At 61.7% G+C, this 14,667-nt stretch carries 13 protein-coding genes and 1 tRNA gene; 8 read left to right on the top strand and 6 right to left on the bottom strand.

Annotated elements, in window-relative coordinates; all coding sequences use genetic code 11:
* Positions 1-12: 12 nt before the first annotated feature.
* From secD to queA, 4 genes are all read right to left on the bottom strand, one after another.
* Positions 13-1,866, bottom strand: a complete 1,854-nt coding sequence (gene secD / locus L1249_RS11390; RefSeq protein WP_228168640.1) for a protein translocase subunit SecD — start codon at positions 1,864-1,866, stop codon at positions 13-15.
* Between the two features lie 136 nt (positions 1,867-2,002).
* On the bottom strand, positions 2,003-2,329 hold the full coding sequence (gene yajC, locus L1249_RS11385) for a preprotein translocase subunit YajC (protein ID WP_044628915.1): 327 nt from the start codon (positions 2,327-2,329) through the stop codon (positions 2,003-2,005).
* Between the two features lie 78 nt (positions 2,330-2,407).
* The gene (gene tgt / locus L1249_RS11380) at positions 2,408-3,535 is read right to left on the bottom strand and encodes a tRNA guanosine(34) transglycosylase Tgt (RefSeq protein WP_082051422.1); all 1,128 of its coding nucleotides are present in this window, start codon (positions 3,533-3,535) and stop codon (positions 2,408-2,410) included.
* 54 nt (positions 3,536-3,589) lie between these two features.
* Positions 3,590-4,621 carry a tRNA preQ1(34) S-adenosylmethionine ribosyltransferase-isomerase QueA gene (gene queA, locus L1249_RS11375; protein WP_137093022.1) on the bottom strand — a complete coding sequence of 344 codons (1,032 nt, stop codon included), beginning with the start codon at positions 4,619-4,621 and terminating at the stop codon, positions 3,590-3,592.
* Between the two features lie 113 nt (positions 4,622-4,734).
* Here queA and L1249_RS11370 point away from each other — a divergent pair.
* A tRNA-Leu gene (locus L1249_RS11370) sits at positions 4,735-4,821 on the top strand.
* Positions 4,822-4,959: 138 nt separating this feature from the next.
* On the opposite strand, the gene L1249_RS11365 is transcribed toward L1249_RS11370, so the two are convergent.
* Entirely contained in the window at positions 4,960-6,069 is a 1,110-nt protein-coding gene (locus tag L1249_RS11365; protein ID WP_137093023.1) for a pyridoxal phosphate-dependent aminotransferase, read from the bottom strand.
* Positions 6,070-6,158: 89 nt separating this feature from the next.
* Between L1249_RS11365 and L1249_RS11360 the strand changes: the two genes are divergently transcribed.
* The 7 genes from L1249_RS11360 (at position 6,159) to L1249_RS11330 (ending at position 14,387) form a co-directional block, all read left to right on the top strand.
* Positions 6,159-9,818, top strand: coding sequence for an ATP-binding protein (locus L1249_RS11360; RefSeq protein ID WP_137093025.1), 3,660 nt, complete (start codon positions 6,159-6,161; stop codon positions 9,816-9,818).
* Positions 9,815-10,444: a condensin complex protein MksE gene (locus tag L1249_RS11355; protein ID WP_062362328.1), complete on the top strand. Its 630-nt coding sequence runs from the start codon at positions 9,815-9,817 to the stop codon at positions 10,442-10,444. Before L1249_RS11360 ends, L1249_RS11355 begins: the two co-directional genes overlap by 4 nt.
* Positions 10,445-10,452: 8 nt before the next feature.
* Complete coding sequence (locus tag L1249_RS11350) at positions 10,453-11,706, top strand: hypothetical protein (RefSeq protein WP_137093032.1); 1,254 nt, start codon at positions 10,453-10,455, stop codon at positions 11,704-11,706.
* Positions 11,703-12,569: a DUF7281 domain-containing protein gene (locus L1249_RS11345; protein ID WP_137093026.1), complete on the top strand. Its 867-nt coding sequence runs from the start codon at positions 11,703-11,705 to the stop codon at positions 12,567-12,569. Before L1249_RS11350 ends, L1249_RS11345 begins: the two co-directional genes overlap by 4 nt.
* A gap of 256 nt (positions 12,570-12,825) precedes the next feature.
* The gene (locus L1249_RS11340; RefSeq protein ID WP_058576329.1) at positions 12,826-13,743 is read left to right on the top strand and encodes a restriction endonuclease; all 918 of its coding nucleotides are present in this window, start codon (positions 12,826-12,828) and stop codon (positions 13,741-13,743) included.
* Between the two features lie 195 nt (positions 13,744-13,938).
* The gene (locus L1249_RS11335) at positions 13,939-14,184 is read left to right on the top strand and encodes a type II toxin-antitoxin system CcdA family antitoxin (RefSeq protein ID WP_058576328.1); all 246 of its coding nucleotides are present in this window, start codon (positions 13,939-13,941) and stop codon (positions 14,182-14,184) included.
* Positions 14,184-14,387, top strand: a complete 204-nt coding sequence (locus L1249_RS11330; protein WP_137095198.1) for a CcdB family protein — start codon at positions 14,184-14,186, stop codon at positions 14,385-14,387. The genes L1249_RS11335 and L1249_RS11330 overlap by 1 nt, the downstream gene beginning before the upstream one ends.
* Here the strand turns inward: L1249_RS11330 and L1249_RS11325 are convergent.
* Positions 14,361-14,667: transposase (locus tag L1249_RS11325; protein ID WP_235253603.1), on the bottom strand; the 307-nt coding region annotated here is incomplete at its 5' end. The two genes, L1249_RS11330 and L1249_RS11325, sit on opposite strands and share 27 nt — an antisense overlap.

Genomic DNA, 14,667 nt, shown 5'->3' with positions numbered 1-14,667 from the left:
ATCCCATCGAGATTAGATCCACAGCTTTTTGACGGGCTTGCCACCATAGGTCAGGTTGACCATGGCGCGCGTGACCAGCAGCGCAGTGAACATTGACGTCAGAATGCCGATAGAGAGCGTGACGGCAAAGCCCTTCACCGGGCCGGTGCCAATCGAGAACAGAATCACCGCCACCAGCAGCGTGGTGATGTTGGCATCCATAATCGAGGTGAACGCCCGCTCATAACCCGCGTAAATGGCTTGCTGAATCGACATGCCGTTGCGCAGTTCTTCGCGTATCCGCTCAAAGATAAGCACGTTGGCGTCCACCGCCATGCCCAGCGTCAACACGATACCGGCAATACCGGGTAGCGTGAGCGTGGCGCCCAGCATCGACATCACGGCGACTAGCAGCGTGAGGTTGAGCGCCAGGGCGATGTTGGCAAAAACACCGAATACCTTGTAGCGCACCAGCATAAACAGCACGACTAGTAGCAGGCCGATCTGCACCGATAGCAAGCCGCGCTCGATGTTTTCAGCGCCTAGGCTTGGTCCAATGGTGCGTTCTTGTACGAAGTAAATCGGCGCTGCTAGCGAACCGGAACGCAGTAGCAGGGCAAGCTCGGCGGCTTCAGTGGGGGAATCAAGGCCGGTGATGCGGAAACTGTTACCCAACGCACTTTGAATCGTCGCCAAGCTGATCAGGCCGCGCTCGGTATACGGTTCGCGAACAATGGTCTCTTCGCCCGTTTCCGGATCGACTTCGATGCGGTCTTCGCTCTTATGCTCGATAAACAGCACCGCCATATTGCGCCCAATGTTGGTGCGCGTGGCGCGGTTCATCAGCGTACCGCCGGTGCCGTCCAGGTTGATGTTGACCTGAGGGCGACCGTTTTCGTCGAAGCTGTTGCTGGCGCTGGAAACGCTGTCACCAGTAATGATCACATCGCGCATCAGCTCCGCTGAGCGGGCCGGGTCGTTACGAAACTCGAAGCGTTCGGTTTCGGCATCCGGTGTATCGTGGCGCGCCTCGAGACGAAATTCGAGGTTGGCCGTCGCACCGACGATCCGCTTGGCGGCCACGGTGTCCTGCACGCCGGGTAGCTCGACCACGATTTGGCTCGGGCCTTGGCGCTGTACCATGGGCTCGGCGACGCCCAGCTCGTTCACGCGGTTACGCAGCGTGGTCAAGTTCTGGTTGATGGCGTAATCCTGAATTTCGTTGACCGTGACATCGCTCAGCGTCATGACCAGGCTCGAAGCGCGGCCATCCCCTTCGCTGGTGTACTCGAAGTTGGGGAAGTCGCGGCTGATCAAACGACGGGCGGCGTCGCGGTCTTCGGCGCTGGCGAAGTCGATCGATAGCGAGCGTTCGTCGATGGTGGTGTTTCGGTAGCGAATACGCTCGCTGCGCAGCAGTTCGCGGATGGCGCTGGCGTTCACCTCAAGGCGCTGGGTCAGCGCGGCGTCCATATCCACTTCCAGTAGGAAGTGAACGCCACCGCGTAAATCAAGGCCCAGCGTCATCGGGGAAGCAGAAAAAGCTTGCAGCCAGCCAGGTGTCGCATCGGCAAGGTTGAGCGCCACGGTCGCGTTGGGGCCAAGCACTTCGGCGGCAATATCCCGCGCGTCGAGCTGGTCATCGTCGCTTTGCAGACGAATCAGCCATTGACCATTGTTCTCTTCAACGGCTTTGACGGCGATATCGCGCTCGCTGAGCGCTTCTTCAACGCGGGTAATTTGCCGTTCATCCAGGGCGTTGCCTTGGGCATCGCTAACCTGAATGGCGGGATCTGCGGGGAATAGATTGGGAAGCGAGTAGATAAGGCCAGCCACCAGGACGACCAGTATCAGCAGATACTTCCACAGGGGGTAACGGTTGAGCATGCAAGCCCTGCCTTCAATTACAAACGGAATCGCTGTGCACAGACAGGCTGGGCACAGCAACGTTCACCATCGACGCTACCATGTCACCCCTGCCGGGGTGGCTGGCACTGGGTCGGCAGGGGGGGGAGTGCAAGCGTTAGATGGACTTAATGGTGCCTTTAGGCAGTACGGCAGCCACGGCGTTCTTCTGCACGTTGACTTCGGTACCTTCAGAGACTTCCAGGGTCAGGAACTCGTCGCTGACTTTGGTCACGCGGCCAACCAAACCGCCGCCAATCACGACTTCATCGCCCTTGGCTAGACCCGATACCAACTGCTTGTGCTGCTTGGCACGTTTGGCTTGCGGACGCCACAGCAGGAAGTAAAAGATCAGCACGAAGCCGACCAGCATGACGATTTGCGCGATGCCACCGCCAGCGGCGGCTTCTTGGGCATGGGCTGGTGAGATGAAGAAATCCAGCATTGCAGGGAACTCCTGGGTTAGAACACTCAATGGGTGAGTGGGTCATGCCACCCGCAACGGCGGGCGGCCATAAAAGGATTAGGACTCAGCGCCCGCAAGGGGTGGCACCGGGAGGCCGCGCCTTGCGTAGAAGCTTTCCACAAAGGTCGTCAATGTACCCGCTTCGATTGCCGCGCGCAAATCAGCCATCACCCGCTGGTAGTAGCGCAAGTTATGGATGGTATTGAGCATGGAACCGAGCATTTCATTGCAGCGATCCAGGTGGTGCAGATAGCCACGGGAGAAGTTCTGACAGGTGTGGCAATCGCACTCTTCATCCAGCGGACGGGTATCGAAACGGTGCTTGGCGTTGCGGATCTTGACGGTGCCTTCGGAGGTGAACAGGTGGCCGTTACGCGCGTTACGCGTGGGCATCACACAGTCGAACATGTCCACCCCGCGACGTACGCCTTCGACGAGGTCTTCTGGCTTGCCCACGCCCATCAAGTAACGGGGCGTGTCGTCGGGCATCCAAGTGGGTAGGTAGTCGAGGACCTTGATCATCTCCTCTTTGGGCTCGCCCACCGAGAGGCCGCCAATGGCCAAGCCATCGAAGCCGATCTCCAAAAGCCCCTTGAGCGAGCGCTCACGCAGCTCTGGGTGCATGCCGCCCTGGATGATGCCGAACAGGGCAGAGGGCGAGTCGCCGTGGGCATCGCGGGAGCGCTTGGCCCAGCGCAGCGACAGCTCCATGGATTTTTCGGCCTCCTCAAAGGTGGCCGGGTAGGGGGTGCACTCGTCAAAGATCATCACCACGTCAGAGCCCAGCGAGCGCTGAACCGCCATGGACTCTTCCGGCCCCATGAACACTTTGCTGCCATCCACCGGCGAGCGAAAATGCACGCCCTGCTCGGTAATCTTGCGCATTTCGCCCAGTGAGAACACTTGGAAGCCGCCGGAGTCGGTGAGGATTGGTTTATCCCACTGGGCAAAGTCGTGGAGGTCGCCGTGGGCTTCGATCACATCGGTGCCGGGGCGCAGCCAGAGGTGAAAGGTGTTGCCCAGGATGATCTCGGCGCCAATCTCTTTGACCGACTCGGGCGTCATGCCCTTGACCGTGCCGTAGGTGCCGACCGGCATGAACGCAGGGGTTTCCACCGTGCCACGGGGGAAGTGCAAACGGCCACGACGCGCGCGGCCATCCTCGGCTAGGCGCTCAAAGCGCATAAAGCATTCGTTTCGCATCACAATAACTCGTTGTTCAATCGGTAAGCGCGTCGGTTAGCGGGTCAGCAGCATCGCATCGCCGTAGCTGAAGAAGGCGTAGCGCTCTTCAACTGCCGTGCGGTAGGCCTGCATGATGTGCTCATAGCCCGCGAACGCCGATACCAGCATCAATAGGGTGGATTCGGGTAGATGGAAATTGGTAATCAGAGCATCCACGCAGCGCCACTCGTAGCCGGGGTAAATGAAGATGTCGGTATCGCCACTGAACGGCGCTATCTGGCCATCGCTACTTTTCATGCAAGCGCTCTCCAGGCAGCGAACGCTCGTCGTTCCCACGGCGATCACGCGTTTACCGGCGGCTTGCGTCTCGCGAATCTGTTGGCAGGTCGAGTCGGTCACCTCGATCCACTCGCTGTGCATGTGGTGTTCGAGGATGTTGTCCACCCGCACCGGCTGGAAGGTGCCCGCACCAACGTGCAGCGTCACGAAAGCACTGTTGATGCCTTTTTCGGCTAGGGCGTCCAGCAGCGGCTGGTCGAAGTGAAGGCCAGCGGTAGGTGCCGCAACGGCACCATCGCGGCGGGCGTAGACGGTTTGGTAGCGCTCGCGGTCGCTCAGCTCGTCTTCCCGGGTGATATAGGGCGGCAGCGGCATATGGCCGTGCTTTTCCAGCAGCGCGATCATTGGCGTGTCGCCTAAAAAGCGCAGCTCGAATAGGGCGTCGCGGCGGCCTTCGACCACGGCGTGGATGTCGCCTTCGAAAATCAGCTCAGTGCCCGGCTTGGGCGACTTGCTTGAGCGGATATGCGCCAGCCCCCGGTGGCTATCCAGCGGGCGCTCCAGCAGCATTTCTACCTTGCCGCCGCTGGCCTTATGGCCATGCAGGCGGGCGGGAATCACGCGGGTATCGTTAAACACCAGCAGGTCGCCCGGCTCAAGTAGGTCCAGCAGGTCAGGAAAGCGGCGATGAGCCAGCGCGCCGCTTTGACCATCCACACACAGTAAGCGGCAATCACTGCGCTGCTCGGACGGATAGCGGGCAATTAGCTCATCGGGTAGCTCGAAATGGAAGTCCGCACGCTGCATGTGAATAAGCTCTTTTCAGTGGTCAAACAAGCCGCCTAGGATAGCGCTTTAGGTCGATAAAGTCAGCGATATGATTGACTTGACGGGCGATCTGCGTATAATTCGCCTCCATTGCCGGTGTGGCGGAATTGGTAGACGCAGCGGATTCAAAATCCGCCGCCTTTACGGGTGTGCCAGTTCGAGTCTGGCCACCGGCACCAAATTCAAGGGCCTAGTGTTTATCGCTAGGCCCTTTTTTTATGCCTGTTATTTAGACGCCTACCGGCATTGGCTAACACCGGCATAACGGTGGCTGATCGCTTTTTAATCGCCCCGGCATTGCACCGGGGCAAACGGCGCTAGCCGTGCTGCTGAATCGCTTTCTCCAGCGTGGCCAATCTGCCGGGCGCTAACGCGTCCTCGACCGCTGTAATCCGGATCACGTTGGCCAGTTCAGGGTGGGCGAGGCGAGCTACCAACACGCCCTCGGCCAACAGCTCCTGGTGAACCGCCGCTGCCAACTCCGCGCTGGAGAGCCGAATGCCGATGAAGTTCGTCGCGCTGGGGAGCACGTCGGCACCCAGGCCGATAAAGTGCAGCGTCAGCTGTTCGCGGCGGGCTTTCACCGCTGCAATGTGCTGCTGTACTTCCTCCGGGTGATCGAGCACGACTTCAGCCGCGGCCTGGGTGAACGACGACACCGCGTAGTGAATACGCACCTTCATCATCATCGCCAGCACGTCAGGCTCGGCAATCGCGTAGCCAATACGCATCCCGGCAAGGCCGTGGGCTTTGGAGAGCGTGCGTAGGCGAATCACCCCCGGCAGCGCCTGGCCAAGGAACTCGCTGCCCGCGTCATCACGAAAATCCCCGTAGGCCTCGTCCAGCAGCAGCCAGCACGCCTCCGGCAGCGCTTCTCGCAGTTTGAGAATCGCGCTATCGCTGTGCAGGTGGCCGCTGGGGTTATCTGGGTTCGCCAGGTACACCAACCGCGCCTCTTCCTGATGGGCGGCGGCTGCTAGCGCTTCTAAATCCGGGGCGAGTACGCCGGGGGCTTCATGGTAGCTTGGCTCGATCAAGTGGCAGCCCTGGCCCTGGGCGAAGTAACCGAAGGTAGGGTAGGTGCCTGCGGTGCTCACCACCGCATCGCCCGCCGTGCAGGTAGTACGCAGCGCTAGGGCGATCAGACTATCGGCACCGGCATCCACCAGCAGGTGATCCAGGGGAATGTTCTGCTGTGCGCTCAAGCGTTGACGTACCCCCAGCGCCTCGGCATCGCCATAGCAATAAACGTGCTGCGCCACCGCATCGCCAAAGTGCTCCCGCAGGGCGCGGTGCGGCATGTCTAATCCCTCGTTAGAGCCCAGCCGATGGGGAAGCTCCCGGCCAAGTTTCCGCTCCAGCACTTTGATACCCGGAAAAGGGTTTACGGGGCCTTCGCCTGTGAGATGCTCGGGGTAGCGGGGCATAACGTCTCCAAATCAGATAGCGTAAACTGTCGCCTAGCACAGTAATGAAAGCATTAACGGCAATACCAACACCAGTCCAAGGATACGGCATGGCTCACTTATTGCGCATCGTGATGATTCACGGCCACCTGAACGGCGTGGTCGAACTCAGTGTGGACGGCCACACCAATATTTGCGGCACCAACGCGTCGGGTAAAACCACGCTCCAGCGGCTGGTGCCGGTGTTTTACGGCGAGCTGCCCAACAAGGTGGTGCCGAAAACCCGCATGAAATTCGATGCGTTCTATCTGCCCCATCGCAACAGCTACCTGGTATACGAATACCGCCGCGAAGCGGGCAACGTGTGCCAGGCGGTGCTGACCCGCAAGCAGGAAGGCGGTGTGGAGTATCGCTTCATCGGCGCGCCTTACCGCCCGGAAGACTACCTGGTAGAGACCGAGCAGGGCCCGCTGGCGCTGGACTACACCCAGTGGGCCAGCGGGCTGCGCCGCAGCGGCACGCCGGTGTCGCCCAAGCTGGGGGCCACCTCCGAGTTCCGCTCGGTGATCCAGAACGACTTTACCCAGCTCCACGGCAACAGCCGCGATGGCCTGAAGCTGCGCCAGATCGCCGCCCAGTTCAGCCTGGTCAACCCCGAGCGGCGCATTCGCCATATCGAAAAGCTGGTCTCGGCGGTGCACGCCAAAGAGGGCAAGATGGACACCCTCAAGACCATGCTGGCGGCGATTTTCGAAGAGGACGGCGTCGAGCTGCCGGTTACTCGCATTCGCAGTGCTAAGGCCCGCGAGTGGATTCACCAGATGCGCCAATCCATGCGCCTGGAGCCGCTGCAGGCCGCGTTGGCCAAACTCTCCGGCATCGACCGTGAGCTGGCCGAGCTCGACACTACCCTGTGGCAACTCAAACCCCAGCTGGCCGCCGACCGCGAACAGGCCCAGCGGCAGGTCGCCGACCTGGAAGGTGAACTCAGCCGCCACCAGCGGGAGTTTCAGGCCGAAGAGCAGGCCTACGGCGAACGGCGGGATGCGCTCAACGACCAGCACAGCGAAGTGGCAAGCCAGCTGCAGCACGCCCAGCACCGCCTCAACGACCTGCAAACCCGCTTCGAGCAGTACGCCGATGCCGACATGCCCGGCCTGGAGCGGGACATCAACGCGCTGCCCCAGTGGCGCGAACAGCGCGACCAGCTGCAGCAACACCTGCAAGTGATGCAGGACGCAGTGAAGGAAAGCCAGGCGCGCCTGGATGGCCGACTGCGCGAACTCTCGGAAAACCTCGCCCGCCAGACTCAAGAGCACCAGGAACTGATCGACGCGCTGGTGGAGGAGAAAGCCGAGCGCCGCGAGCAGCAGTGGCAAACCGAACAGCAGCACAACGAGCGTTACCAGCAGGCTCGCCAGCGCTTGGAGAGCGAGTATCAGGCCCAGCTGGAGCTAGGCGTCGAGCAGCTGGCCGAGCTAAAGGCGCAGCTCGCCATGCCCAGCCAAACCCGCGAAGAAGCCCAGGAGGCTGAGCTGGCCCAGGCGCGGCTGGACGACGCCCAGCAGGCCCGCAGCGCGGCCGGGGCCACCCTGGAAGCGCTGCGCCGCGAGCTGGAAGCCCACAAGCGCGAGCGCGACACCGCCGAACAGCATCTCGTGCAGTGCCGTCAGCAGCGGGAGCGTGCCGAGCAGCACTGCTACACCCTTTACCAGCAGCAGACCCCCGAGCAGGGCAGCCTGCGCCACTTCCTGCGCTACCACCGCCCCGGCTGGGAACAGCAGCTCGGCAAGGTGATCGCCCCGGAACTGCTGGAGCGCCGCGACCTCGCCCCCCAACTGGCCGACCACGCCAGCGACGACCTGTTCGGCCTGGCGTTGGACCTTTCCGCCATCGCGCTGCCCGACTACGCCCAGGACGAAGCCAGCCTGCTGGCCGCCATCGAGGAAGCCGAGAGCGCCAAGGCCCGTGCTCACACCGCCTGCACCGCCGCTGAAAAGGCCCTCAAGCAGCACAACGAGCGGGTACAGCAGGCCGATGACGCCCAGGACACCGCCCGCCTGGCCCACCAGCGCGCCGAGCAGGAGGTGGAATATGCCCTGGAAGCGCGCCGCCAACAGCAGGCCCGCCACGCGGAAAGCCAGAAAGCCCGCCGTGCCCACATCGAAGCCGCCCTGGCCCGCCAGGAGCAGGCCCAAACCGAGCTGCGCGACGAGAAGCGCGACGCCCTGGCCGAGCTGGCCGAAACCCACCAGGGCCAACTGCTGGAGCTCAAGGCCGACGCCCAGAGCCAGCTCGATAGCCTCGATGCCCAGCTACGCACCTACAAACAGCAGCTCAGCGATGCCAATGCCGAACACCAGCGCCAGCGCGCCGAGCTGGAAGAGGCCTTCAGCCAGGAGCTGGCCGAGCAGGGCGTCGACCCCGCCCAGCTCAAGGCCACGCGAACCCGCCTGGAAGCCCAGAACGAGCGCATTCGCAAAACCGCTGCCCGCCAGGAGGAGCTGGCCGAGTACCAGCGCTTCATGCGCATCGAGTGGGGCCAGCACAAACCCCAACTGGTGGCGGAAGAGGCCGAGCTGGCCCAGCGCGACCAGCAGCTCAAGCGCGACAAAGCGCATCTGAAAAACGCCTTCCACGCCGCCAGAGAGGCCCACCAGCAGGCGGTGAGCGACCTGAAGGCCCAGCGCGACAGCGCCCGTGGCACCCTGGAAGCCCTGACACCGCTGCTCAACCAGCTGGAAAGCCTGGAGCTGGTGGCTGAAGGCGCGCCGCTGGAAGCCAGCCTGGGCGATGTGGACGAACGCATCGAACGCACCCGCCAGGCCCTGGCCAGCCGCCACCAGCAGCTGGAGCAACTGCGCCGAGGCTGCCTGGACGTCGAAAGCCAACTGATCAAGGACGCCAGCAGCGGCTTTGCCGATGCCCTGCAAAGCGAGCGCGACAAGCTGCCCAGCGACAGCCCCCGGCTACTGCTGCCGCTGCTGCGCGGCATGCTCAAACTGCTGGAAGACCAACAGCAGCAGCTGATTCAGGAAGGCCGCAACCTCAGCGACGACCTGGACAAGTTCTTCATCGTCTTCCGCGACCTGAACCGGCGCATCAGCGCCCAGAGCCGTCGGCTTTCGGAAGAGGTCGCCGACGACCTGCGCCTGGAAGGCATCACCAAGGCGGAAGTGCGCATTCAATCCACCATCGACGAGCTGGGCTTCTGGGAGCCGCTCAAGCTGTTCGCCCAGCGCTACAAGGCGTGGCGGGAGTCCGGCCAGACGCTGCCCAGCGACGACTACCTCAACGCCCTGGCCGACGTGGTCGATTTGCTGCGCAGCGACCAGCAGTACAGCTTCGAAAGCCTGCTGCGCCTGGAGCTGCACCTGAACGAAGGCGGCACGGACCTGGTGATCAAGAACGACCGTCAGCTGCTGGAGTCCTCCAGCCACGGCATGGCGTATCTGATTCTGTGCAAGTTCCTGCTGGCGTTTACCCGCCTGCTGCGGGGCGATGCGCACATCGCCATCCACTGGCCCATCGATGAGATCGGCACCCTGGCCTACCACAACGTCGAAAAACTGTTCGATGCCTGCGACAGCAACCGCATCCATATCGTCGGGGCCTTCCCCAACCCGGAATCCGACGTACTGCTGCTGTTCGCCAACCGCTACCTCATCGAACGGGACGCCCAGCAACAGCGTCAGCTCAAGCGTATCGAGCCGCGTCTCAGCGCGCTGGCGCAGAAAATCAAGCAGCGCCAACAGGAGGTGAGCGCATGATCGAACACGGCCCCCTGCTCGAACGCCTGCTGGCAGGCGACTTCGTCTGCGCCGTCAGCGACGACAACGCCTACCGGCACCTGGCCAACGAAGAGACCCGCGAGGCCATCGACGCCTACCTGCGCCCGCTCAACCGACGGCTGGCCAGCAACGAAGACGCCAGCGTCTACTATCTCGCCTGGCGGCAGCTCAGCGACACGGCGCGGGAGCAGCTCTCCCGCCAGCTCGCCGACACCGTCAACAGCCTGCTGCCCATGCTGGAGTGGCTACAACTGGTGCAGGAAGCGCTGGGCCGCGACGCCCTGGCCGCCCCTGGCGACGTGCTCAAACCCGCCGAGTTCAGCGCCAAGTGCGAAGACAACCAGAGCCTGCGCGAGCGTTTGGAACGGCTAGCCACGGACAACTTCTTTGGCTCCCAGAGCGACCAGCTGGATGCCCAGGTGAAGCAGATCTTCAAACGGCTGAAAGAGCACGGTTACCTGATGCAGCCCCACAGCGAACGCCAAGTGTTCGTGGTGACCGGCAAGATGGACTACCTGGTGGACGTGGTGCGCTTCATCCGCGACGAAGAGAATCTGCCCATCGATGCCGACGAGGACACCGGCACGCAGGAGGCCCTGCTGTGAGTAGAAGTATGGGCAATGGGGTGGGCAGTGGCGTGAGCGAGCTGGAGAGCCGCCTGCTCAAGACCGGCGCGGAACGCCTGGCGCTGCTGGGCAAGCACGCCGAACGGCTGATGCAGGCCTACACCCGCGACGACGTACCGCTGGAAGGCCTGAGCGACGGCGCGTTGCGCAAGCTGCTGGCCGCCCGGGTGCTATGGCGGCCCGACGAGCAGAGCGGCGTCAAACTCTCGCCCAAGGTGCGCGACCTGATCGCCGAAATGCTCGCCGACGAAACCCGCCGCCACGTCAATGCCGACGTGGCCGAAACCCTGGAGCTGATTCGCACTCAGGTAGATAGCTACCGGGAAGCCCGCAGCAAGGGCGAACACTGGCGCCAGGAGCAGCAGCTACTGCGCCTGCGCCAGGAGGTAGACGACCTCAACGGCCGCTTTGCCGACGCCATCGACAGCCTGTGGCAGCGGCTCAACAGCGATTTCGGTTTCGTCAGCCAGCTCAACGACAAGATCCGCGAGAACGACCGCGCCCAGAAGCAGATCGTGCGGCTACTCGATGGCCTCGCGCTGATCGACTTCGACGAGCTGATCGAACTGGTGGGCAGCGACGGCAGCCTGCGCAAGCTGCTCATCAGCCAGCTTCAGAACCGCCTGAGCCACCACTACACCAGCCTGCGGGAAGTGCAGCGGCGGCTGATCGAACTCATGGCCCGCTTCCGCAAGCAGCAGGCCCGCAGCCGTCTGATGACCGGCATGGCCGCCTTCCTGCGCGAACACCCGGGCTTTGTGCCCGGCAACTACGCCCAGCGCAGCGAGGTGCCCGCGCTGTTCAACCGCGCCGCACCGCTCAACCCCGCCGCCGCCCCGGCGCTGGACCGCCCCCTGGACACCCGGGTACTGGCCGAGCTGCTGCACGAGCTGCCCGCTCCACGCCACGCCGCACAAAACGTGGCCGTGGCCAACCCCGTGCAGCTCGCCGAAGAGAGCCTGGCCGCCGCCCGCCAGCAGGCGCTCAAGCAGGACGTCGAACGCTTCTATCTCGCAGTGCTCGACCAGCCGCCCGCCGAGCCCGTCAGCGCCCTGGCCTACCTGCAACAGAGCGGCCTAGAGTGGGCAGATGAAATCTGGCTGTTTCAGGTGATCGCCGAGTACCAAGGGCTGCCGCGCAGCGAACAGCAGGCCTTCCGCCTGCAGCAAGAGGAGAGCAAGGCCAGCGCCTTTAATGACCTGCGGCTGATTCACGATGTGGCCCTGGCGGTGGCGGTATGAACCTGCCCAGCCGCGCACGCAACGGCCTTAACGGCGTCGCCCGCGAACTACTCCGCCAGCCCACGGTGGAGAAGCCCCGCCGCCAGTGGGTAGACGACGTGGTGGCCTGGTGCCGCCAGCAGGATATCGATCTCGGCATGCGGCTTTCCAGCCAGGCCCTGCGCTTCGATGCCGAGCTGCTGGCGCAGATCGATAGCGTTCTGGCCAGCGCCCACCTCGCTCCGCTGGGCCGCTCGCTCAGCGGCCTGAGCAGCGCCGCCCAGGCCAAAGAGGGCGTGGAAGAGGACAAAGCCACCCGCGAAGGCCCCCGCGCCTGGCGCGTACTGCTCAGCCTGCCGCCCCAGCCCACTCCGGGGCTTGCAAGCGAGCCGCGCTGCAGTCGCGACGTGGACGTTCGCCACCTCACGCTAGGAGCCTTCGGCGCGCTGGTGCAGGTGGAAAACCTCGACAGCTTCTACGCTTTCAACCCGAACATCAGCGCCCTCAGCGGCTACGCCCAGCCGCTCATCGCCTACCGAGGTGACAGCCACTACGGCGGCGGCTTCGCCCACCTGGCCGAGGTGTGGCGCAAAACCCGCCGACCCCACCTCTACGCAGGCGACTTCGACGCCAAGGGCGTTACCCTCGCGCTGGACAGCGGCGCCACACACCTGCTGCTCCCCGACATGGCGTGGCTCACCCAACACGCTACGCCGCTACACCAGCCTGCGGGGCAGCTGCTTTATCAGCGACGATTGCGACAGCTTCATGTCGGCCTATCGCCTCAACACCCACTGAGGCCCTACCTCACGCTGCTGGAAAAACAGCGCGGCCTCAAACAGCAGTGGTTTGAGGGGGAATTGGTGGCGGTGGGGTTTGGTTAGCGGCTTGCTTCTTGTCTGGGCTTGGCTGGGAGAATCAGCCGTGCAGTGCTTTTCTAGCGGTACGCTGGGGGAAAGCAAAACGCGCCAGCATGCAACTTTGGACTGTGCTGCCTATTTTCCCTTTGCTTTCAGGCGAATCACTGGGATAGAGTCAATGGAGCAGGCTATATAACCTCAATGAATGAGCGCGCGCGTTTATTGGGGTTATACAGCGTTCCGTATAAGCACTGTTATAGGTAAAAAATAGGAGTGCCACTTGGCTGTACCAGACTTTCAATCATTGATGTTGCCATTGCTGAAGTTTTCCGTTGATGGCGAAGAGCATACGATGCAAGAAGCTCGTGACGGACTTGCGAAGGTAATGGGACTTTCCGAAGAGGATCTACGGGAAAGGCTGCCAAGTGGTCGGCAAACCACATTTGCAAATCGCGTGGCATGGGCAAAGGTCTATCTCACACAGGCAGGAGTCTTGGAGTCACCAAAGCGGGGGCGCTTTCATATTTCCGAGCGAGGCCGAAAAATTCTCGCTGAAGCACCTAACAGAATTGACATCAAGTATCTGGATCGGTTCGAAGAGTTCCAGGAATTTCGGCAGGCGAGCAGCAAAAACAGGACCGAAAAGGTAACCCATACTACTGAGAGCGAGCCGTCCTCTACCACCCCTGAAGAAACATTAGAGCAAGCCTATCAGCAATTGAAGGATGAAGTGGCAAATGAGTTACTTCATCTGGTAAAAGGCAATACGCCGGAATTTTTCGAGAAACTGGTCGTCCATCTTATTGTCGCAATGGGTTATGGTGGTTCCGTTAAAGATGCTGGTAAAGCCACAAGAAAAACGGCAGATGAAGGTATTGATGGCGTCATCAAAGAAGATCGCCTGGGCTTGGATGCAATCTATTTGCAGGCCAAACGATGGGAGGTAGTTGTTGGCAGGCCAGAGATCCAAAAGTTCGTCGGTGCTCTTCACGGGCAGCGTGCTAAAAAGGGAGTTTTCATTACCACCAGCCGGTTTTCAAAAGAGGCTTTGGACTATGTTGGGCAGATTGACCCCAAAGTTGTTCTAATCGACGGCACAGATCTAGTTCAGCTAATGATCGATCATGGTGTGGGCGTGAGTTCTGCGGCGGTATACGAGGTCAAAAAAGTAGATACGGACTTCTTCATAGAAGATTGACCGTAAAAACTATAACAATCGGCTGCACAGCGACCGATTTTCCGCCGCTTCGCGGCTCCAAACCGGCGCGTGAGCCGGGCGTTATGCCGCTGAATCATGGGGGCTATAGCGCGAAAAGTCTTACCGTCGCGCAGTATTGATGTGCAAGTAGCATGCGCATATTGTAGGTGCATCATTCCCCGCGAGGACTGAGCCATGCCTGCTCCTGAAGTGACGAAACCTCTCCGAAAGCCAACGAACCTATCGCTAGATAGTGCGCTTCTGAAAGAGGCAAAAGCTCTGGGTATCAATGTCTCACGGTCCGCAGAGGCGGGGATCGCGGAGGCTGTGAAACGGCATAAACAGGAGAAGTGGCTAAAAGAGAATGCCAAATCTCTGGCAAGTTCGAACGCATACGTTGAAGCTAACGGTTTGCCTCTCGCGCGGCACCGTCAATTCTGATGGCCCGCTTCGATATCTTCGACAATGAGGGTGGGGGCGGCTATCTGCTGGACGTTCAATCAGACCTTCTCGGCGGCTTGAACACCCGGGTTGTCGTGCCTCTGTTGCCCCAATCTTCTGCGCCGTCCCCAGCCCAGCGGCTGAATCCTGTCTTTAGTATTGGGTTCTTCGTCACTTCACGTGGATTTGGCCTGATCGAATAGGCGGCCCACCGGGCTCCCAATCAGGTAGATCATGGCGATAAAGTTGGCCTCGTTCCGGTAGCCACGTGCTCGTGACCGAGCCGCTTGGAACAGACCATTCATTCCTTCCAGTCTTGCGTTCGTCAGTCCCGAGAGCCAGCGTCTGACCACCGTGTCGGCGTGCCGCTCAAGCGTCGCCAGGGCTTTCCCCATCGGCTTCAGCAGTGACTTTTCAGACACCGCCGCCTGCATGACCTTGAGGTAGTTCGTGATGCGCCACCGAGCCGCTCTGGGCGTTGGA

The organism is Halomonas sp. Cn5-12, assembly GCF_021532545.1.
In the GTDB taxonomy this organism is placed as follows: Bacteria; Pseudomonadota; Gammaproteobacteria; order Pseudomonadales; family Halomonadaceae; genus Vreelandella; species Vreelandella aquamarina.
Note: the sequence above shows the minus strand (reverse complement) of the source record. Positions and strands in the feature narration are given on the sequence as shown.

Bases quoted from the DNA above. Each gene is read 5' to 3' on its own strand.
- secD (WP_228168640.1), bottom strand. From the start codon at position 1,866: ATGCTCAACCGTTACCCCCTGTGGAAGTATCTGCTGATACTGGTCGTC.
- yajC (WP_044628915.1), bottom strand. From the start codon at position 2,329: ATGCTGGATTTCTTCATCTCACCAGCCCATGCCCAAGAAGCCGCCGCT.
- tgt (WP_082051422.1), bottom strand. From the start codon at position 3,535: ATGCGCTTTGAGCGCCTAGCCGAGGATGGCCGCGCGCGTCGTGGCCGT.
- queA (WP_137093022.1), bottom strand. From the start codon at position 4,621: ATGCAGCGTGCGGACTTCCATTTCGAGCTACCCGATGAGCTAATTGCC.
- L1249_RS11365 (WP_137093023.1), bottom strand. From the start codon at position 6,069: ATGCCCCGCTACCCCGAGCATCTCACAGGCGAAGGCCCCGTAAACCCT.
- L1249_RS11360 (WP_137093025.1), top strand. From the start codon at position 6,159: ATGGCTCACTTATTGCGCATCGTGATGATTCACGGCCACCTGAACGGC.
- L1249_RS11355 (WP_062362328.1), top strand. From the start codon at position 9,815: ATGATCGAACACGGCCCCCTGCTCGAACGCCTGCTGGCAGGCGACTTC.
- L1249_RS11350 (WP_137093032.1), top strand. From the start codon at position 10,453: ATGGGCAATGGGGTGGGCAGTGGCGTGAGCGAGCTGGAGAGCCGCCTG.
- L1249_RS11345 (WP_137093026.1), top strand. From the start codon at position 11,703: ATGAACCTGCCCAGCCGCGCACGCAACGGCCTTAACGGCGTCGCCCGC.
- L1249_RS11335 (WP_058576328.1), top strand. From the start codon at position 13,939: ATGCCTGCTCCTGAAGTGACGAAACCTCTCCGAAAGCCAACGAACCTA.
- L1249_RS11330 (WP_137095198.1), top strand. From the start codon at position 14,184: ATGGCCCGCTTCGATATCTTCGACAATGAGGGTGGGGGCGGCTATCTG.